Genomic DNA, 20149 nt, shown 5'->3' with positions numbered 1-20149 from the left:
AAGATATTTATCTATATAAATCAGTAGCTTGATCAATTTTTTTCTTTGGCATAGCTGGTGCTATGGGGTTCTCGTCGAAACCAATTCGACAGCGTCCACCCTGAGGAAAAATTTGTGAATATCCCTATTGATGCTTTAGCACACCTGGTTGGCGGCTCACCTCAATTCATGCTCCAACTGACGGAAGACCAGCAAAAAAAACTGCGTCGTTTCATTCATAAGCGCGTACTCAACCACGAAGATGCGGACGACATCCTGCAACTGACGTACCTGGAGGCGTGGCGCAACAGGGAGCGTTTCAGTGGCCAGGCCACGCTCAGCACCTGGATGTGCGGCATCGCGCAAAACCTGATCCGCAATCACTTCAGGCGCCTGTATGCCAAACCGGTGCATTGCGAATTCGATGAGTCGCTATGGCATGGTCATGAAGAAAACAAAAACCTCGACTGGGAGTTCGAGGTCAACCGCCGCCTGGAAAATACCCTGAGCGCGATTGACCACTTGCCCACGGAAATGCGCAAAACGCTGTACGCCTCACTGGAAACCGACGGCAGCTACCAGGACACTGCCGACGTACTGGACATTCCGATCGGCACCGTCCGCTCGCGCCTGTCACGGGCGCGTGAACAGCTCAAACGCGCCACCCAGAAGTCGATATACCCGTAAGACACACCCCGTGTTGGGCGGCAGGGATATCTGCCCAACTCGAACAGGGATTTTTGGTAAGACGCAAAAAGATCGCCAGCACCTCCCCCCGAAGCGCCCCTCACAGCACAAGTAAATCACCAGCCGCTCGTCGCCCGAACCGGTGATTCCGGTTAAACAGTTGAAAGCGTAGATAAAAATTCAAAATAAACGCTTGACGCATTCCTGTTCTACGCGAATAATGCGCGCCACTTGGCTACATAGCTCAGTTGGTTAGAGCATAGCATTCATAATGCTGGGGTCCGGGGTTCAAGTCCCTGTGTAGCCACCAAGTACCGATTTATAGAGATCCAAGGATGTCTATGAATCACCTCAAGAAGCCCGCCTCGTGCGGGCTTTCTTGTATCTGGACGTCCAAGCTAATCCATCCACAACCTTCACATCCTGTATGCCCCTGTGTATGCTTCAATAAAAATTGAACTGGAGGCATACACGCATGAAACGCAGCGATATTAAACGCCGTCCTCTCTCCGATACTGCACTAGTCAACCTCGCCCCTGAAGTGGTGGCCTACCGTGAGCTAGACAGCTCGGGGCTGTATTTTAGAGTAAAGCCTAACGGGCAGAAATCGTGGGAGTTGCGCTATAAGAAGCCCGACGGCAAATGGTCGTGGCTCGGGCTAGGCGGTTATCCAGAAGTCAGCGGCGCCCTTGCCCGGCAAAAGGCTGCCGAATTGAGATCAGATGCAGCAGAAGGCAAAAATCCGATAACCGCCAAGAAAGCTAGAAAAGCTGCGGAAGTAGCAGCAACAAACGAAACCTTTGAAGCCCTCGCTCGTGAATGGCATACATCTCGCTTGGGTGGCTGGGATGTCGGCACAGCAAAAAGAGTCCTTGGAGCCTTGGACCGTCACGTATTCCCTCTTGTCGGAAAACGTCCCTATGTTTCCATCATGTCGATGGAATGGATGGAGCTTTTGAGAGGGCTCGAACGTCAGGGCATCCTCGAGCAGATGAGTCGCGTGAGGGCTTACTGCAAAGACATCTACGACCTGGCTCGCGTAACCGGCAGGGCTATGAACAATCCTTTAGAGGGGGTTCATAAATTTCTGTCATCAGGAAAGGCTGAGAACTACGCCCATGTCTCCTTGGAAGAACTTCCCACACTGCTCAGAGCAATACGATCATACCCTCACGCCAAAGATGTTCAGCTTGGCCTCCAACTGCTTACTCTCATGGCTGTCCGGCCCAGCGAGCTTCGAGAGGCATACTGGGCTGAGTTCGACTTTGACAAACGGCTTTGGACCATCCCCGTTGAACGCAAAGGCCGTAAAAAGGGGCGTGAACACCTTGTGCCACTCTGTAAGCAGGCATTAAGCGCTCTTACTGAACTACGGAAAATCACGGGAGCGTACCCATTGCTGTTCCCTGGTCGAAGTGATCGAACCAAGCCTCGCTGCGATACCGTTTTTCTGATGGCGCTAAGGCGCCTTGGTTACGAAGGACGACAGACCGGACATGGCTTCCGTCATATTGCAAGCACTGTCCTCAACGAGCACGGCTTTCCAGCGGACCACATTGAAGCACAGCTCAGTCACAAGCCGTCAGGTGTCCGAGGGATCTATAACAAGGCTCAGTATCTGGAGCAACGTACGACAATGATGCAGTGGTACGCCGATCATCTTGACGGGCTTGAGACAGGAAATACCAGAGCCGTGTAAAACTACGGCCTCTTAGCTTCTTGCCCAGTGAAGTGCGTCCGCAGAGCGTAGTGATAGGCTTAGCTTGAAGTCGACCATTTAGGTTGCGGGATGCCACAGCTTGGTGAGCACTTATCCAAATTGAGCTGAATGTCAGCTTTGATACTTTCACGCCGCCTACGAATTAGAGCTGTTGTTAACTCATAATAGTAGACGGTAGCTGGAGCTGAGCAACGCAGGTGGTGCTGCAGAAACCACCTCACATGTTTTTCTTTCCAGGAGTATGGAGTCGCGCAACCCCAGCGCCGACCAATTGCCTCTTGCATCCTTTCCGCTTGCCTGATGTGCCGCTGCCGCGTGGCATGCGCACCTTTGAGCACTGGACTCAGAAACAACGCCATGTCGAACGCGGATGTCATCGCCGACCTCCGATGTAGGCACTCACCACATCGATGCGGTTATGTCCCAACTCATGGCTGATTTGCTGGCGGGCTTGCCGATCAAGCTCTCGATCTTCTCGATGGCCACGACCGCCATTGACGGGTGCCGAGAAGCCCGTCAGTTGTTCATAACGCTCACAGGCATAAGCCGCACGCAGCTCATGAAAGCCTTTCAATCCATGCTCATGCAAGATGTCACGTGCCGATCGCACAACTGACTGCATAAACTCTTTGTAGCTCTCGTTGGGGGCCAACAGGTTCCGACTGCGACTGGGTGAAGCCTCCGAGGCCCTATCCAAGGCGCCACGAATTTGATCAGTAACCGCGATCCAGCGCGGTGCTGACGTGCCTGATCGACCGCCTTTGGTGCCGTCCTGGATGTTGAACTTGCCCAGTTGCCTGGCCTCTCGTTGCAGTCGGGGCAGGTCCGCCAGGATAGCTTCACGCAGACGCATGCCGGTCTCCCGGGCCAGGTGCACAATTGCGCTTACTCGTTGCTGACCGCGCTCTGACAACGCCAGTGCGATCTGCTCGACCTGCACACGGTCTTGTCCTTGCGGTGCCTCACTGCGCACGCTTGAGCGCTGCAAGCCAAGCGCCTTACTCGGACTCGGGATTTTGACGTACTGATCACCGCGCAGCGCGGCCATCGTTCGGTTCACGCTGGACAGTCGGTTCTGCGCGGTGGCAATGCCCACGTTGCCCTGATCAACCTGCTCCCGCACGTGGACGGCGTACCGCATGAGGATCTCGCGGTCTATCTGGCGCGCGTCGTTGACCCTCGGTCCTTCATCGGATCGACACCAATGCACGAACGCCTGCCAGCGATCACTATGGGCTTTGACGGTAGCAAAATGGCCGTCGCCAAACAGGTCTTTCAGGGCTTGGGGTCCAGCATAGCTAAGCTGGCGACCGAAGCCGAAATTGCGCCCCGATCGCTTACCGACCCGAGCCATTCTTCTATTCCTGATCGACTGCCGCGAGCTCATAAAAAAGGGCTCGCCAGTGTGCATTCACAATAGCGAACTGGGCCCAATCAGTCGGGCGAAAGCACAGCGTGTTGCCGGCGACGTATAGTTGCGCGCCCTCCTTTTTCAACCATTGGATTATGGCTGTCGTCGAGGTGCTAGCTTTACGGGTGATGGCGACACCGGCGACACCGGCGACAACCCTTGCCTTGTCTGGCTTTGAGCGTGGCGACAAAGTGGCGACACTCGCGGCGACAAACCGCACTTTCGGTTCATTTTGGCGCTGAGCCAGATGGTTACGCAGCGCTTCATCAAGATTGAACATGACGCACCTCGAAGGTGTGGCCATCGGTGATCAACCACTGATGATCAATCAACTCGACCAGCAGCTTGGCCGCATGACGGCTGCTCTTGCGGGCAAAGCGAGGACCGTTGCGATTCAGCTCTCGAATACTGAAGCGTTTCCAATTCTTGACCTGCAGCCAGCGCAGCAGCCGGTCTGCCTCCTCTTTTACTCGGCACACCGGCTCCTGTTCGGTCAAGCGCTGGATCTCGGTGAGGTAATAGCCAACTAAGGTTGAGGCCCGCTGGATGTGATCGACCTCCACAACACTGCTCTCCTCCACAACGGCCAAAATGCCGGCGACGCGCAACAGGTTGTCGGCGGCCTTCGAACCGCTGGGCCGCACGCTGGCCAGCTCACCAAACTCACCCAGTTGAGCTTCGATGGCATCATGCAAATCAATCCAGCGACGGCGGGCTAACGGACTCAGTGTCAGCGGTGATAGCCGCAAGGCACCGTCAGCGGAAAGTGACCAAGGCTGATAAAACAGGGCCGAAAGACGGTGGTGATATCGCTTTAGGGCGGCGTCTTTGGACAAGTCGACAGACTGGTAACTGCGTTGTCCGGCCAGGCTGGTGGGCCAGGTGATGAGGCAGCGACCGAGAATGCCTTGCCCCTGCAGCAATGGGTCACTGAGTAACTGCATGGCTAGATACGGTTGCAGCATCAGGTGCAGGCTTAAGCGTCGGTCATAGGCTCGTAGGCTTTCGCCTGCCATAGAGCGAGCACGATCAATCGGGCTACCGTCCCAGAGTGACGACAACGTCGTGACCGCTTTCAAACGGTTGTCCCGACTCATGGTACTGCTGCCGAGGAATTGTCCGCCTTCATCACAGAACAGACCCATGCTCGGCAAGTCATGGCAGAGTCCCTTGATCAGGGCCTCGATAGTGGGATCCGTGGTGATCAGCCTAGGTGCTGAGGGCTCCGCTTCGAGCGACATTCCGTTTGCGGGCTCAGAATCGCCAGGCTTGATACGCTGCGCCTGTCGCTGTGCGGCACGGTACCGGACAAGTTGTTCGCGATAGCGCTGCCACTGTTCACGCTCCCATTGCCGTGCTGGGAGCAATGCACATCGATCCACCGCCGTTTTACGATCCCCTGACGCGGCCACCGTGATCAGGTACAACGACAGGGGATAATGTCTCCCATCGAGCTGTAAGCCCGCATGACCTTGAGTGGCCAGCGCCGAAGCAGCCAACACCGATTGTGCAGCCAATGCCTGGGGCACCCCGATGACCTCGGCCATGCGTTCGACTGCAGGCCCAAGAATCCCACCCAGTGCCTGCACCGGATAAGGCGGGGCCACGGGATTCGACTCAATCAGCAGTCGAGGTGGTCGTGGTAGTTCAAGCTTCGGATCTAACTGCTGCATGGGCCCTCTCCTCGATCATTGCTGGTTGTCCTCACGTAGTCCCGCCACGGCTGTTGAGTGTTATCAGGGATCAAGGCCCCTGCGGCCTGTGAGGTGTTCACTGACGCGGAACGAACGGCTCCTTACGACCGGGAGCAAGGGCATGACCCCATGAATCTGGCCTCCTCAGACGCATCCGAAGATGCGGGCGGGTGGAGGCTGTGCCGACTGACGAGTTCGGCACCAGGAGATCCGGAGTAGGAGAAGGCAATGACATGGACACCTGGGGCATGCCTGACTGTCAGTCAGATGCAGCCTTTCCATTGGCTGCGGCACCGGTGCCTGTGTCGTTGCGGATGGCGACGAATCGGATTTGTCAGGTCGATTGTCACGAGGAGAGTTGCGGCAATGCGCTGTACGACGTGGCTTGCAGCAATGGTACGAGCGCCCGTCTCTTTCCAGCAGAAAGAGACGGGCAAGGTCTGGCGCAGCGAAGTGTGCCAAGAGGTGAGGTTGCTGCAATGCAGCGAGGTAGGTCCATCGTCGGCCGCAGGGGGCAGATTGGTCGAGTAGGCATCCATCACTCTTGGGGAGTGACCGTGCGAGCCGCCGGACACTAATCGCACTTGGGGAAGAACCACCACGCGAGGGGCGTAGCCTTAAAGGTTCTGGCTACCTGGGCAGGTGCTGTCAACGACAGCGATCCGTGCACCACTTTTTATACCCACTCGAAAAGGTGGTCAAGCGTCACAGCCAACGCGCTGAGAAAGTGGCGACTGTCGCCACTTCTGTCGCCATGCCCCAGACCACGTTATACGTGGGTTGTCGCCGCCGTCGCCGCTGTCGCCACACCTACATCCATGCCCAACGAAAAGATTCGGACACATACACTGAATAACGTTGCGCTCGATGGAAATCAGGGGGAAATACTGATGGTGAAAGTAGGCGTGGTGTGAATTAAATTTGAGCATGAAGGGTGGAACGCGGCGGCTTCCAGAAAAAGCGAGTGAACCCTCCGATCGGCACGATCAAAGATCGCTTGATCGGAGGGTTTGGCGGGAAAAGCAAATCTCAAACGTCAATTACAAACTCAGGCATCGAAGCGGGTTGATTGGGAGGTGACGGCCTCACGTCGCATGATCAGCGTCTGCTGCAACCGCAGCAAAAAACCTGCTTCAAATGCCTCTTGTGGATCACCTGGACGATGACGTTTTCGGTTCTGAGACAGCGCCCACCATAACGGTAATGATGAGCCCTCAAGCCAAGTCTCTGCGCAACGAACGCCCTCCTTGATTACCGGAGCGAACTCATCGCCCCACGGAGTTTGGATCGCGGGAGCCCCTTCAACTGACGGGACAGAGACATATTCATGAATCTGTTGATGGACGCTTTGAGCTGGGATGCCAGTCAGATTCCGGAACGCCCTGTCGTACAACACCGCGGCGTCATCCAACAGCTCTACTGCCAGCTCAACGTCTTGCGGAAAATGAAGCAGAATACTCTGGGCTCCGTTAAGCCGGAGAGTGGCAGCCTGCCGCAGTTTAATCGCAGCATCTTCAGGGGTAAGCACTGAAGTATCGATGCTGTTGGGTTTGGGGAGTCCGATGAGAAGCGAAAGATCAAACATCACGGAGTCCTCCGAGATAGTTTGCAGCCTGAACCATTTGGCCGGGGTGGCGCACGAGCTTAAAAGGGGGACATGCCATTTTCCTTATCTCCTTGGTTTGATTAAGGAATGCCATCCACCGTTGCGACACGAATGGGTGGCACACCGTACAGGGGTCGCAAACCGGAAACCAAGGAACCCGGCCAGGCCGAAGCCTGCCCTGCACGGTGCGCCATAGAAAAGCAGCAGCTAGCACTTGAAGTGCTGACTGTGCGATATGGCACATACCGCGCCTTGGTTTCGATTCAGGTTGCGACACCCGGTCGCGGGATTGACCGCGACCGAGCAAAGCGTAAATGTGAAGCGGCGACAACACAAGCATGAGTGTCAATAAGGCTGCATTCGAACAAGCGCTCTGAGCAGAAACTCACGCACGTTCGGATTTAGTGGCTATGGCAAGTCAGATACCACGTCAAGCCTTCTTATTTCCGACGCTGTCCGCAGTGATAGAATCGAAAACGCTATACACGACCCCCTCTTGAGAAATGGTATGACTACAGAGCTGACGGAAGAAGAAATGCGTCGGGCGCTATTCGGTGCGCCAGAGGCCCCTGCATCAGTGATCGACACCCATGAGCAAGACACTGCACCAGAAATCGTGATCGCGGAGCAGACAAAGGTAGTGAAGAAAAAGAAACTCTCAAAATCCTTTACTCCCAGATTGAAAGTCACACTGAGGGTGGGGAATGAATTCGAAGGCAAGATGCACGAGATCGTACATGAAGCCGATACGCTCAGTTCTCTAGTTGCAGAGCAAGAAGCTACAAAGTTAGCCAAGAAAAAATTCAGATTTGTGGAAGTTATCTCGGTCAAGTCGATGTAAGCGGGCACGCTAACGTCCGATTAAAGGGCATTTCATCCCTGCGGCCCGCCCGGCCGACAAGTTCATGTGAAGTGAGGGTCTTAACCTCGATTACCGTAGCCGTTCGCAGGCTTCAAAGCTAACGGTCAATCTAACGTTTCAAGGCATAACGGAACTACCAGCCTCCCCCGCTGACCTCGGTCTACGACGGGCAGAAAACGGCCAAAAGCAGCCGCTCGTGGGCAACTTTTATGACCCCAGAGGGTGATATCGCTCCACCTTTATACTCAACCAGAATGGCTCCGAAGCAAAATTGGCGTTAGCATTCCGTCCACTCGGCTTAAACAGCCTGTTTTCAGATCAGGGTCGCATTGTGGAAAAGCTAAAACGCCTCGAAAGTGGAATCGAAGGACTCGACGCTCTGCTCAAGGGCGGGCTGGTCGCAGGCTCTTCTTACATAATCCAAGGGCGCCCAGGGTCTGGAAAAACGATTCTGGCCAACCAGCTTGGGTTTCATCATGCGAGCAATGGAGGTCGTGTTCTAGTCGCCACGCTGCTGGCCGAATCGCACGACCGTCTCTTTCAGTTCCTTTCTACACTGAGCTTTTTCGACTCTTCCAAGGTAGGCGCCGAAATTCAGTTTGTCAGCGCGTTTGACACTCTGGAAAACGAAGGACTGGACGAGGTAGTAAAGCTGCTCCGACGCGAGATAAGCCGTCAGAAAGCCACAGTGATGGTGGTAGACGGCCTGCTCAATGCGCGTTCAAAAGCCGATTCGCATATCGATACCAAGAAATTCATTTCTGAACTGCAGGGGCACGCCGCTTTTGCTGGTTGCACGGTGCTATTCCTTACCAGCTCCCGCCTCGACGACGGCAGTCCTGAGCACACCATGGTTGATGGCGTCATAGAAATGGGCGAAGAGTTATATGGCACTCGCTCAGTGCGTCGCATTCAGCTACGTAAAACTCGCGGCAGCGGAGCCATGACCGGTCTTCACGAGTGTGAAATTACCGATAATGGCTTGGTGGTTTATCCGCGACTCGAAAGTCTCTACAGCCACCCGTCTTCTCCCGATAACGCCGATATGACGCGAATTCCTAGTGGCATAGGTTCGCTGGACGGCATATTGGGTGGAGGCCTGTACAGTTCCAGTGTGTCTCTGGTCATGGGCCCCTCCGGCATTGGTAAAACGACTCTGGGTCTCAAATTTCTTGCAGAGTCGACGGTCGATGCTCCAGGGCTGCATTTTGGCTTTTACGAAAGCCCACAACGGTTGCGACTCAAAGGCCAATCACTTGGTATCGATATCAAGGGTATGGAGGGCTGCGGCGCCTTGAGCATTGCCTGGCAGCCCACCACGGAAGGCCTGCTGGATGGGCTGGGCGCACGACTGCTGAGTATCGTTGAAGAAAAGAGTATCAAGCGCCTGTTCATAGATAGCCTTAGCGGTATGACACGAGTCTCCACAAATTCGGCGCGAATTACTGACTTCTTCAGTGCGCTCATGAATGAGCTGCGATCCAGGGGCGTAACCGTATTCGCATCCTGGGAAATGCGTGATCTATTTGGCTCCGAGGTAAGCGCGCCAAACTCTGACCTGTCCAGCATCGTAGACAACCTGATGCTTATGCGTTTCTCTGAGAATCACTCTGAACTAAGCAGGACGCTTTCCATTCTTAAAGTACGAGACAGCTCTTATGACCCCTCGCGCTTTGAGATAGTCATCCATGATAAAGATGTTTTTCTGACAAAGGCTTCAAGACATGAACCGTCAGTCCCCACTGAGTCACCTCCAGGTTCGATTTCTTAAGCTTTTGAGTGGGTTGAACTGAAATGACCACCATCCTGGTCGTCGACGACGAGTATTTGATCGCTGACATTCTCAGTTTCGCGCTGGAGGATGAGGGGTTCATGGTGGTAACCGCCAGCAATGGTCGAAAAGGGCTCGAGGTACTGGATAGGGAAAGGCCTGCCCTAATCATTACCGACTTTATGATGCCGGTCATGGACGGTCTAGAATTCGCTACATCTGTGCGAGCACTTCCTTCCGCTAACGATTTGCCGATCATCTTGATGAGCGGTGCTCAGGCACACATCGGTATGCAGAGATCGGATCTGTTTGATGCAGTATTGGCAAAGCCATTCAATATCGATTTGATCATCGCCGAGGTTAGAAAGCTCTTAGGTTCCGAGTAGCTCCCAGCCGCTCAAGGCAATTTGAATCACCCTGGTTTTCGTAGACATTCTTGGCTTCCGTTTTTGGACGACAGAACTCACTCATGAACAGCCGCTTCGGGTCGATTTCAGCCGGTCCCGACAGGCAGCTATTGGCCGGATGCGGGCTATTCCTAATTCCCGCTCTCGGCCAAAGGCAGGCACTCGGGACTTACGATCTCACCCTGAGCACCACCGCTGTACCAAAAGCACTCAACTTAGGCAGGAAGATGTCGGAAAGAGCATCATCACAGCGATGCCGCGTAAGCGTGCGGTGAACACACCTACCGAACTCCAGCATTAAGGACGATGGTGTCCGTCTATTTTTGCGGACGCGATCACCCTTATCGCCAGGATTTCCATGCGCCAACGAAGCTCTTACCCGAAGCCCTTCAAAGCCCAGGTCGTGCAGGAATGCCTGCAACCCGGAGCCTCAGTTTCCAGTGTCGCCATCAGCCACAGTATCAACGCCAACGTCATCCGCAAGTGGCTGCCGATATACCGCTACAAGGCGGTTGCGCCACTTCCAGCATTCGTACCACTGCAAACCATGCCCAAGCGGCATGCTGACGAGGCGGTGGTGATCGCATTGCCGCTGGGCGCTCAAACCATCACGGTCAAATGGCCCGTCTCCGACCCGGATGGCTGCGCACGCTTCATCCGCAGCCTTTCGCAATGATCCGCATCGACACCATCTGGCTTGCCACCGAGCCAATGGACATGCGCGCCGGCACAGACACAGCGCTGGCCCGCGTGGTCGCGGTGTTCGGTGCGGCGAAGCCGCACTGCGCTTATCTGTTCGCCAATCGCCGCGCCAATCGGATGAAAGTACTGGTGCACGATGGCGTGGGTATCTGGCTGGCAGCGCGCCGCCTGAACCGAGGTAAGTTTCATTGGCCCGGCACGCATCGAGGCCACGAAGTTGAACTCGACGCAGAGCAACTTCAGGCGCTGTTGCTGGGCCTGCCTTGGCAGCGGGTCGGTGCTAACGGCGTAATTACGTTGCTCTGAATCGGGTCTTTTAGCTGTGTCTGGTGGGCGGCTTTGGTAAAATCCACGGCATGACCTTCTCGCCCAATCTCGACCAAATGACGTCCGATCAACTGCGCGCACTCGCTGCGCAGTTGTTGTCGAAGGTCGACACCATGGGCCGAGAGAGCCGCCGCGACAAGACCGTCATCGAGCAGCTCTCTCACGAGATCGCCATCCTTAAACGCCACAAGTTTGCCAAGCGCAGTGAGCAGATCAGCCCGGCGCAAGGCAGTTTGCTGGATGACTTGCTCAGCACCGATCTCGAAGCCATTGATGCCGAGTTGAAAGCACTTCGTCCCGCCCCGGCACTGGACGAGCCACGCCAACAACCCAAGCTTGCAGCGTTGCCACCGCAGTTTCCTCGTACCGTGATTCATCACGAGCCAGAGAGCACTCAGTGCTCCTGCGGCTGCCAACTTCAGCGCATCGGCGAAGACGTCAGTGAGAAGCTGGATTACACGCCGGGCGTGTTCACTGTTGAGCAACATGTACGTGGCAAATGGGCCTGCCGTCAGTGCGAAACACTGATTCAAGCGCCGGTACCGGCACAGGTGATCGACAAGGGCATCCCCACTGCCGGCTTGTTGGCCCACGTGATGGTGGCCAAGTTCGCCGACCATCTTCCGCTGTACCGGCAGGAAAAGATCTTCGGCCGTGCCGGCCTGGCGATCCCGCGCTCGACGCTGGCTCAGTGGGTCGGCCAAACCGGCGTACAACTGCAACCGCTGGTCGATGCGCTGCGCGAAGTGGTGCTGGCCCAGCGCGTGGTTCACGCCGATGAAACGCCGGTACAAATGCTGGCGCCCGGCGAGAAGAAAACCCACCGCGCCTACGTTTGGGCCTACAGCAGCACGCCGTTCTCGGCCCTCAAAGCCGTGGTGTACGACTTCAGCCCCAGCCGTGCGGGTGAACACGCACGCAACTTCTTGGGCACCTGGAACGGCAAGCTGGTCTGCGATGACTTCGCAGGCTACAAAGCTGGCTTCGAGCAGGGCATCACCGAAATCGGCTGCATGGCCCATGCTCGGCGCAAGTTTTTCGACCTGCATGTGGCGAACAAAAGCCAGTTGGCCGAACAGGCGCTGCACTCCATTGGCGGCTTGTACGAAGTCGAACGGCAGGCCAAGGACATGAGCGATGAAGATCGCTGGCGATTACGCCAGGAAATGGCGGTGCCCATCGCGGAAAAGTTGCATGAGTGGATGATCGCTCAACGCGCGCTTGTACCCGAGGGATCGGCCATAGCCAAGGCACTGGATTACAGCTTGAAACGCTGGGTAGCGCTGACGCGCTACCTGGATGATGGTGCTGTGCCCATCGATAACAATGCCGTGGAAAACCAGATCAGGCCGTGGGCGCTCGGTAGGTCGAACTGGCTTTTCGCTGGATCGCCGCGCAGCGGTAAACGGGCGGCGGCGATCATGAGCCTGATCCAGTCGGCGCGCATGAACGGGCATGATCCGTATGCGTATCTCAAAGATGTTCTGATGCGGTTGCCGACGCAGAAAGCCAGCGAGATCGAGCAACTGCTGCCGCATTAGTGGGTGCTTAGCTGACCTACGCAAGGCGTATCCCCAGTACGCTTACCCTCGTCGTGCATCGTAGCAAGGTGCATGACTTTGTGAGTATTAAAGTTTACTTCGCCCCTGCCGCTATTCTCTTCAAGGAAACGACGCTTCTAACTCCCTTTGATCTCCTAATGAGTAATCCCTATGTCTTGGCTGAGAAGTCTGAAACTGAAGTCCAAGCTACTAACTGCATTTGGTCTATGCGCGTTGATCACTGTTGTTGTGGCAGCACTGGGTCAGTCCGGCATCGCCAAGCTGTATGGCCAACTGCAAGATACTGTGACCAACAACATGGTATCGATCCAGAAAACCGACGCAATCATGGCAAACGCCATTGCCACCAACCGTGACTTTTTTAAGGCCATTGTGCTGACAGCTGCGAACGCCAGCGATGACGATATCAACGCCGTTATCCAGTCGTACCGCGATAATCAGTCCGAGGCTCAAGATGCATTCAAAACTTACCGTGCCACCCCGCTAGAGGCAGACGAACGGGCTGCGGGCGACGATTTCGAACGTGACTGGCCGGCCTACATTGCTGCTGTGGATTTGGGTTTCGCTGCGCTAAAAAGTGGCGATATTGAACAGGCTCGAAGGCTCGCTACAAACAACGTTACACCGCCTTACCTCAAACTCATTGCTGAGATCAAGATCATGATCGAGTCCAACAGTCGCCAGGCTCTCGATGTCGCGAAAGCAGGCGAAAGCACTAACAACCAAGTGACTTGGGTGCTGATCGTGGGCTGCCTGATCGCCATGCTGTGTGCCGGCGTACTTGGAATGATCGTCACTCGCATGATTACCCGTCCGATTTACCTATCGGTCGAAGGTGCAGAGCGCGTAGCTAAAGGCGATCTGACCCAGGCCATCGAGGTTCGGGGCACCGATGAAACTGGCCAGTTGTTGCAGTCTCTGTCCGTTATGCAAAGCAACCTCAAAGGCACCGTGCAGCAAATTGCCGACGCCTCGAACCAACTGGCTTCCGCAGCTGAAGAATTGACTGCGGTTACAGAGGACAGCGCGCGTGGACTGGTGCGACAAAACGACGAAATCCTACAAGCTGCTACTGCGGTCAACGAGATGACGGCTGCAGTGGAAGAAGTGGCGCGCAACGCAGCCAGCACATCTCAGATCTCCAGCCAGACTGCTGAAGACGCATTGAAAGGGCAGAAGCAGGTACAGCAGGCTGTAACGGCTATCAATACTGTGACAGAGGAAATTACTGACTCCACACAGCGAGTCGAGGCATTGGCCGGACAGATCCACGACATTACCAAGGTATTGGACGTCATCCGTGGTATCGCTGAGCAGACCAATCTGCTCGCTCTTAATGCTGCGATTGAGGCCGCACGTGCTGGTGAGCAAGGTCGTGGTTTTGCTGTAGTGGCCGACGAAGTACGTGCTTTGGCACACCGTACCCAGACATCCACTGGCGAGATCGAGGCTATGATCAGCAGGGTTCGTGGCGGTGCTGACGATGCGGTGCAGGCGATGGAGAAAAGTCAAAACCTCGTGCGCAGCACTCAATTACTTGCCACTGAAGCCGGCCTGGCACTAGAGCGGATCAGTAAAGGCGTTAGCCAGATCAATGAGCAAAACCTGGTGATAGCAAGCGCAGCAGAGGAGCAGGCTCAAGTAGCGCGAGAGGTGGATCGCAACCTGGTTAACATTCAGGATCTATCGACGCAGACGGCGGCGGGTGCCAACCAAACCAGCGCTTCTAGTCACGAGCTATCGCAGTTAGCAATTTCGTTTAATACATTGGTAAGGCAATTCCGATTGTAGGTCAGCACAATATAAGTTTGTATTGTGTCCGCTTAAACGTGGGCGCAATTTTCATTCATGAATGTGTGAGTTCCGAAGGTGTGTTCGCCATCCGCTTACAGAAAATGTGCATACTGGCGGGACATCGAAAACAATAGAGTCAGCGAAAAAGTAAATGTGAGCTATTTGTTTTGCGCACATATTCGGGTAGCGGAGGGTATAGGGCTTCGGCTGAAATGGAACCTTTCCGGAGGCCTCCACAGCCTGCTGGAACGCTCGACGGACCGAAGCGCCATTAGCCTTTGGCTGTTATAGAGCGCTTCCAATAACGCGCCCTATGTTCAATGGCCTCCCACATCAAGGCCCGCTCCGGCGGGCTTTTTTGCGCTTGACGGAAACCAGACCCCCGGAGCCTGGTCTACCATTACCCTTGATAACGGCTGAGCATGATCGCTAAGGACGAGAGACGTGTCGCTACCCATCACCGCACGGCAGATGAATGCGCTCAGGGCGCTGCAACACAAGGACCCGGACCTGGGCGAGCTGGCCACCGCCATCGCGCTGGCCTTCGATGCGACGAAGGTCGAGAACCCGCAGATGGCGCGATTGATCCTGGAAAAGACCTGCCGTCGCATGATCGCCCGGCAACCCGGCAGTCATGAAGCAATGATTCAGCACCTGGCGACCTTCGGGAAACTGAATTGCCTGACACCGGCGCAGGTTAGTGACTTTATCGTTCAAGTCAGAAGGCACGCTTAATCATGCCCCAAGGCATTCATGAAGAAGCCCTGCGCGCCCTAGTGGAGGGCGGCGCGGTGCGCGATACGCTGGTCAGTCACCAGGAGGACAAGTGGACACTGGCCATCCGCCTGGGCGGCGCTGGCAGCCGCTGGCAGCCGCTGGTTGGCGGTACGCTCGCGCCGCGAAACGCTACGCATCTGGGCCAGCCTGACGGCGGTAGGACAATTTGCCGATGCGGTGGGGTTGCGCGGATTCTGTGTGGAGCTGTAACCGGCGATAGCTTCAATGCCAGCTGTAGCATCCCTACCACGTCCGGCCCGTCCTCGTTGATCCAGGTCCCATAGTGCTGACGGATCATATTGCCATTGGTGCGTCCCATCTGTTCGGCGATCCAGTCGATTGAAGCAATGCCTGTGGTAAGCGAAAGACCGCTTTGGGTCGTTTTCAGTCGGTCGCGACAGGCAGTAATCGGCCAGAAGCGGACGCTGATGACATGTCACCTCCCGGAGGTCATTCAGGGCTCTACAATAATCAGCAACGATACAGAGCGCCCTGAATAAATTCCCAACAGATGGTTCATATCTGGATGGGTAATGGATGCTCGAGCTCACTGCCGTTGGTTGTCTACTGTAATTTACTTAGTACGTACCGAGGCAGCGAGCAGATGGGCGAATATCGCCCCAGCTTGGATTAAACAGAGCAGTAGTTAGCGGGCGATCATTCCGGCAGCTTGTTCGGTTGCTTCTGTAGTGCGAGTCGCGAGCTTGCGAACCTCGTCGGCAACGACCGCGAAGCCACGACCCGCTTCGCCAGCGCGCGCGGCCTCGATCGCCGCGTTCAGTGCCAGGAGATTTGTCTGGTTCGCAATGCTCTGTATAGTCCCAACTATCTGAGACAATTGAGCGATGTTTTCCTCAAGCGTCTGCTGATGCGCGACCTCTGCCTGTCTTAGCGCTTCCTGCTCGTGCTGCAGATGGACATCCACAAGGGCCCCTACCACCCGAAGCGGCGAGCCGGAGGCGTCGCGCCGAGTCTGACCTCGAGCTCTGAACCATCGATATTCACCGCTCTTCATCTTTAGCCGATACTCGATATCAAAGGGCGTCCTCCCAGACCGGTCGTTCAGGTGAGCTCCAAAGGCTTTTAGGCTTTGCTCCTTATCATCCGGGTGCAGCCTGGATGCCCAGCTATCCAAGACATCAGGGAACTCCTCCACGGTTTCAAATCCAAGCAATCGTCTGAATTGAGGAGACCACCAGAATGGGTTCTTTGGATTTACCGGGTCACCCGCGATAACTTCCATATCCCACAAACCATCCGAGAGCATTTCCCTGGCCAGTTCGAACCTGGTGATGATCACATCGTGCTCTTCGTCTCGCTCAAGCTGATCATGGATGTCACGCAGAGAACCCGCTACGCGTATAGGCATACCTCGGTCATCCCGCAGCGTTTCTCCTTGTGCATAGAACCAGCGGTATGAGCCGTCCTTCATCGCAAGCCGATTTTTCACCTTGTAAGGGGTGTGCCCGGATTTATCGTTCAGATGGCGGGTGAAAGCGTCAAGAGTGGCTTGCTTATCCTGCGGATGCAGGCGATCAGCCCAACTCGCTAGAACATTTGGGAAGTCGCGCTCATCGCTGAACCCCAGAAGGTTGCGTAGTTGCTGAGACCACCAAAAACGATTTTTAAGATTCACGGGGTCGCCGGCGACTACCTCCATATCCCACAGCCCTTCGCTGGAAGCGCGGTTCACAAGGTCGAATCTGATCTCGTGTGCAGAAGCGGACGATGCTGCGTCGCGAAGTAGCTCACGAGCTGCTTCCAATTCCTGCTCAAGCTCCTGTATACGGGATCTGGAACTGCGATCGAGTGAATCAAACGCCCTCCAGGCATCAAGGACTGCAACTGCTTCAGCGCATCCGTCTACTTTTGGCGGTACACCGCGAGTAATCGCAGTCACCAATTGTTTTATCGCGCGACGATCACGGCGCATTCCAAAGAAGGTAGTCATGGTAATTGGACTCATAATTGTTGCGGGCCCTATCCATGGCACCTCGCCACCTATATCGTCACTGAAGAAAAAAGCTGTACACAAATTTAAGTTTGTACACGTTCTTTTTGTATGAATTGCCCCTGAATGAGCAAATGTGTCAACAGACCTCGTTTAAAGGTCGCTTGTGGTCGGTTTCTACCTTTAGTGATCGGCAGTGTTCGGCCAAAGGCGGACGCTTTCCGAACTGAAGCTCAAACTCTGCAAGCAAGAAGCCCATCCTTCGCTTACATGGCTACCTGAAACATATCACCCCATCGCTTTCCGGCGCCTACAGGATGCATCTGCACGTTTGACGTAATCTTACGTCGATGCGGCTGTGGGCTATTCGATCAAGAAATAGCGCTCGGCAGAACGCAATGTGAGCAACGTGATTGGCTAGCGGTAGTTCGCCAACTTTAAAAGATGCATTAATTGGCTTCGCGGGCGGCAAGGCATGAAGGTTGCGAATTGCTTGGCGTGTGCCTGAGTTGTCGAGCCTGCTCATCGTTGAGAGATTAAACGCTGCACAATTGCTTTGAGCTCTTTTAGGGCAAAGGGTTTCAGCAGGAGTTCGGTCTGGCCGCTTTTAAGTGCAATCGCCGGGACAGCATTTTCCAAGAAGCCGGAAATGAAAAGAACTTTGAGCGTAGGGCATTTTTCGAGCGCGATCACCGCCAATTCATCGCCACTCATACTGCCGGGCAGGCCGATGTCCGTGATCAGTAACGCTGCCTCTACTTGTGTTTCCACCTCCCGCAGCGCTTGTGCGGCGGTTCCAGCTTTGGTGACCTGATAGCCGACCTCTTCCAGCGCCTCACCAATAAGGTCACGAATAGCGACCTCGTCGTCGACCACGATTATTCTGGCGTTATCTGCCTGGAAATCGTGTTCCATACTGCTGGGGGCGCAGAAATCAACAGTTGCGGCCTCGCTGTGGTGCAATGGCAGGAGAAGGCTCACCGTAGTGCCTTTCCCCATAACTGATTCGATCCGGGCTTCACCCGAAGATTGCTGGGCAAAGCCATATACCATCGAGAGGCCCAGGCCGGTTCCAGAGCCCAAGGGTTTGGTGGTAAAGAATGGGTCGAAAGCTCGCTCAAGCACGCTCTGTGGCATACCCGTCCCGGTGTCGGATATCCGGAGAAGTGCGTATTGCCCTGCGTTCAGCGCTGTAGCGCCATCCGTGGTATCAACGCGGGTCTGGCTAATTTCGATCTGTAGTCGACCTCCATTAGGCATAGCGTCGCGCGCATTGATGCACAGGTTTAGTATCGCGTTTTCCAATTGGTGGGCATCACATAAGCACAGCAAGGATTCTTCTGGCACCACTAGCTCCAGTTCGATCCGCGGCGTGAGGCTCCTGCTGATGAGTTCCCTCATTTCATGAACTAGCAACGCCAGGTTGACCACTGAGCTAGCCAGAGGCTTACGTCGGGCGTAGGCCAGCAGCCGATGCGTCAGAGAGGCTGCTCGGGCAGAAGCATTTCGTGCGAGCCCTACATATAGTGGTAGATCCTCTTGCTTGCCCTGGGCGATACGTCGATCAAGCATATCTAAGCTGCCAGTGATCACGGTCAGCAAGTTATTGAAGTCATGGGCCAATCCACCTGTTAGCTGGCCCACTGCTTCCATCTTCTGGCTCTGCTGCAATTGCGAGCTCACTTGTTCGAGAGCTTCTTGACGTTCTTTGTAGAGAGTAACGTCTCGCGCGACCGCAAAGTACACCCCCTCTCGACGTGCTATTCGCCAGTTCAGGTGCAGCGGCTTGCCATTGGCGCGAGAGCCTTGGGTATCGAGCTCTGCGATATCCCCTCTGCCCAGGGTGCGTAGGGCATCTGACAGTTGTGAGGGGGAGATGAAGCAGAAAAATGCACCGCCCTTAAGTTCCAGATCTGAAAGCCCGGTTTCGGTTTGCCAGGCCGGGTTCATCGCCACGACGTCCCCGCCCTCGGACAGTGTGCAGATTAGGTCAGGAGAAACATTCCAGATACCATCTCGCTCCAGTGTACGACGCTCGACCTCATACTCCAGAAGATCGTTGACTGAGTAGAGGGCACTCAAGGTTCTTCGGAACAAAGCGCAAACAACCGCCATGCCGAAAGTCACAAGGGCGAAACTTGCACTACTCGCCCAGGCGGTAAAGCCATCACTGAAGCCAATCTCGCCAATGAAGAAATAGTGTGCGGTGATCACTGCTAACACGCAGCCCAGGAACGACGGGCCAACACCGAAGACGAAACCGATGAACATCAGGCCCGGTATGAAAAATAGGTACGGTAATGCCGTGAATGGAAGCTGAACGCGCACGGCGGCACAAAGCGCAATCACCGTGACGGTGCCCGCGTAGCTAACCGAAGGGCTTGGCTGATAGCGCACCAATCGGCGCACCACCTCAAGAGTGCGAGATAGAATACTAATCAAATGTTGCTCCGTCGGGGCCGGGTCGGAGAGCTGAGGTGCGAATTGTCGGCAGTCGATACGGCCACGGTTCGCCACCGCAGATAATTATCGGCAACAAGGCCTTCAGCTTTAAGCAGTTCACAACCAGCGTCTATTGTTTCTGACTAACAGCGTAATGGCTATCCATAATTGTGGGATTTTGGCGCCGTGATAATCTCAAGGCGCAGAGTTAACACTTAAAATTTGTGTTTTCACCCGACTTATTACTGAATAGTAACCGACATGACCACTAGTAACTCATCGCCCGAAGACGAACGCGCTCGGCTAGTCGACGTAGACCGTTTGACCTCCGACTTGGAAAGCGGCTCGGACCCTGTGCTAAACAGCATTGTGGCGATGGTCTCCAGCTATTTTAAGGTGCCTACTTCGCTGGTCAGCATCATCGAGCGCGACTATCAAGTTTTCAAAGCCCGTGTGG

The 20149-nt window shown here is 55.2% G+C and carries 16 protein-coding genes, 1 tRNA gene and 6 pseudogenes; 14 read left to right on the top strand and 9 right to left on the bottom strand.

The features are described 5' to 3' along the window. The first annotated feature begins 114 nt into the window (after positions 1–114). The 3 genes from WBR57_RS00395 (at position 115) to WBR57_RS00385 (ending at position 2365) form a co-directional block, all read left to right on the top strand. Complete coding sequence (locus WBR57_RS00395; RefSeq protein ID WP_424081086.1) at positions 115–666, top strand: RNA polymerase sigma factor; 552 nt, start codon at positions 115–117, stop codon at positions 664–666. 233 nt (positions 667–899) lie between these two features. Then, positions 900–976: transfer RNA gene (locus WBR57_RS00390), tRNA-Met, on the top strand. A 165-nt stretch (positions 977–1141) separates the two neighbouring features. After that, positions 1142–2365 carry a tyrosine-type recombinase/integrase gene (locus tag WBR57_RS00385; protein WP_424081084.1) on the top strand — a complete coding sequence of 408 codons (1224 nt, stop codon included), beginning with the start codon at positions 1142–1144 and terminating at the stop codon, positions 2363–2365. A 149-nt stretch (positions 2366–2514) separates the two neighbouring features. Here the strand turns inward: WBR57_RS00385 and WBR57_RS00380 are convergent. The 5 genes and pseudogenes from WBR57_RS00380 to WBR57_RS00360 form a co-directional block, all read right to left on the bottom strand. After that, positions 2515–2763 (bottom strand): annotated as a pseudogene (locus WBR57_RS00380) (hypothetical protein); the annotation flags it as partial. Continuing rightward, the gene (locus tag WBR57_RS00375) at positions 2760–3740 is read right to left on the bottom strand and encodes an integrase domain-containing protein (protein ID WP_424081082.1); all 981 of its coding nucleotides are present in this window, start codon (positions 3738–3740) and stop codon (positions 2760–2762) included. The gene WBR57_RS00375 and the pseudogene WBR57_RS00380, both read right to left, overlap by 4 nt. Positions 3741–3744: 4 nt before the next feature. Continuing rightward, on the bottom strand, positions 3745–4077 hold the full coding sequence (locus tag WBR57_RS00370) for a hypothetical protein (RefSeq protein ID WP_424081080.1): 333 nt from the start codon (positions 4075–4077) through the stop codon (positions 3745–3747). Beyond that, positions 4064–5470, bottom strand: coding sequence for a YfjI family protein (locus WBR57_RS00365; RefSeq protein WP_424081078.1), 1407 nt, complete (start codon positions 5468–5470; stop codon positions 4064–4066). The genes WBR57_RS00370 and WBR57_RS00365 overlap by 14 nt, the downstream gene beginning before the upstream one ends. Positions 5471–6539: 1069 nt before the next feature. Then, entirely contained in the window at positions 6540–7076 is a 537-nt protein-coding gene (locus tag WBR57_RS00360) for a LasR-specific antiactivator QslA (RefSeq protein ID WP_065950575.1), read from the bottom strand. Between the two features lie 529 nt (positions 7077–7605). Here WBR57_RS00360 and WBR57_RS00355 point away from each other — a divergent pair. From WBR57_RS00355 to WBR57_RS00310, 10 genes and pseudogenes are all read left to right on the top strand, one after another. Then, positions 7606–7938: a hypothetical protein gene (locus WBR57_RS00355; RefSeq protein WP_065950574.1), complete on the top strand. Its 333-nt coding sequence runs from the start codon at positions 7606–7608 to the stop codon at positions 7936–7938. Positions 7939–8287: 349 nt separating this feature from the next. Then, positions 8288–9730: an ATPase domain-containing protein gene (locus WBR57_RS00350; RefSeq protein WP_424081187.1), complete on the top strand. Its 1443-nt coding sequence runs from the start codon at positions 8288–8290 to the stop codon at positions 9728–9730. Positions 9731–9753: 23 nt separating this feature from the next. After that, positions 9754–10116 carry a response regulator gene (locus tag WBR57_RS00345; RefSeq protein WP_424081075.1) on the top strand — a complete coding sequence of 121 codons (363 nt, stop codon included), beginning with the start codon at positions 9754–9756 and terminating at the stop codon, positions 10114–10116. Positions 10117–10495: 379 nt separating this feature from the next. Next, positions 10496–10813, top strand: coding sequence for an IS66-like element accessory protein TnpA (gene tnpA, locus WBR57_RS00340; RefSeq protein WP_065951391.1), 318 nt, complete (start codon positions 10496–10498; stop codon positions 10811–10813). Beyond that, complete coding sequence (gene tnpB / locus WBR57_RS00335; protein ID WP_065951390.1) at positions 10810–11145, top strand: IS66 family insertion sequence element accessory protein TnpB; 336 nt, start codon at positions 10810–10812, stop codon at positions 11143–11145. Before tnpA ends, tnpB begins: the two co-directional genes overlap by 4 nt. 50 nt (positions 11146–11195) lie before the next feature. Further along, positions 11196–12707 (top strand): IS66 family transposase, encoded by a 1512-nt coding sequence (gene tnpC, locus WBR57_RS00330; protein ID WP_065951389.1) that lies wholly within the window; start codon positions 11196–11198, stop codon positions 12705–12707. Positions 12708–12878: 171 nt separating this feature from the next. After that, positions 12879–13661, top strand: a pseudogene (locus tag WBR57_RS00325) (MCP four helix bundle domain-containing protein); the annotation flags it as partial. Further along, positions 13656–14519, top strand: a complete 864-nt coding sequence (locus WBR57_RS00320) for a methyl-accepting chemotaxis protein (RefSeq protein ID WP_371914505.1) — start codon at positions 13656–13658, stop codon at positions 14517–14519. The pseudogene WBR57_RS00325 and the gene WBR57_RS00320, both read left to right, overlap by 6 nt. A gap of 447 nt (positions 14520–14966) precedes the next feature. After that, positions 14967–15257 carry a hypothetical protein gene (locus WBR57_RS00315; RefSeq protein WP_065951387.1) on the top strand — a complete coding sequence of 97 codons (291 nt, stop codon included), beginning with the start codon at positions 14967–14969 and terminating at the stop codon, positions 15255–15257. 2 nt (positions 15258–15259) lie between these two features. Continuing rightward, complete coding sequence (locus WBR57_RS00310; RefSeq protein WP_424081072.1) at positions 15260–15583, top strand: hypothetical protein; 324 nt, start codon at positions 15260–15262, stop codon at positions 15581–15583. Here WBR57_RS00310 and WBR57_RS00305 read toward each other — a convergent pair. The 4 genes and pseudogenes from WBR57_RS00305 to WBR57_RS00290 all read right to left on the bottom strand — a co-directional run. Continuing rightward, a pseudogene (locus WBR57_RS00305) lies at positions 15517–15654 on the bottom strand (site-specific integrase); the annotation flags it as partial. The gene WBR57_RS00310 and the pseudogene WBR57_RS00305 overlap by 67 nt on opposite strands. A gap of 300 nt (positions 15655–15954) precedes the next feature. Continuing rightward, a pseudogene (locus tag WBR57_RS00300) lies at positions 15955–16182 on the bottom strand (methyl-accepting chemotaxis protein); the annotation flags it as partial. Between the two features lie 45 nt (positions 16183–16227). After that, positions 16228–16959: pseudogene (locus WBR57_RS00295) on the bottom strand (PAS domain-containing protein); the annotation flags it as partial. A gap of 813 nt (positions 16960–17772) precedes the next feature. Continuing rightward, positions 17773–19692, bottom strand: coding sequence for an ATP-binding protein (locus tag WBR57_RS00290; RefSeq protein ID WP_424081070.1), 1920 nt, complete (start codon positions 19690–19692; stop codon positions 17773–17775). Positions 19693–19953: 261 nt separating this feature from the next. On the opposite strand from WBR57_RS00290, the pseudogene WBR57_RS00285 reads away from it, so the two are divergent. Then, positions 19954–20149, top strand: a pseudogene (locus tag WBR57_RS00285) (sensor domain-containing phosphodiesterase); the annotation flags it as partial.

The organism is Pseudomonas sp. (genome assembly GCF_049590575.1).
GTDB lineage: Bacteria > Pseudomonadota > Gammaproteobacteria > Pseudomonadales > Pseudomonadaceae > Aquipseudomonas.
The sequence above is the reverse complement of the archived record's forward strand: the minus strand, read 5'-3'. Positions and strand labels throughout refer to the sequence as shown.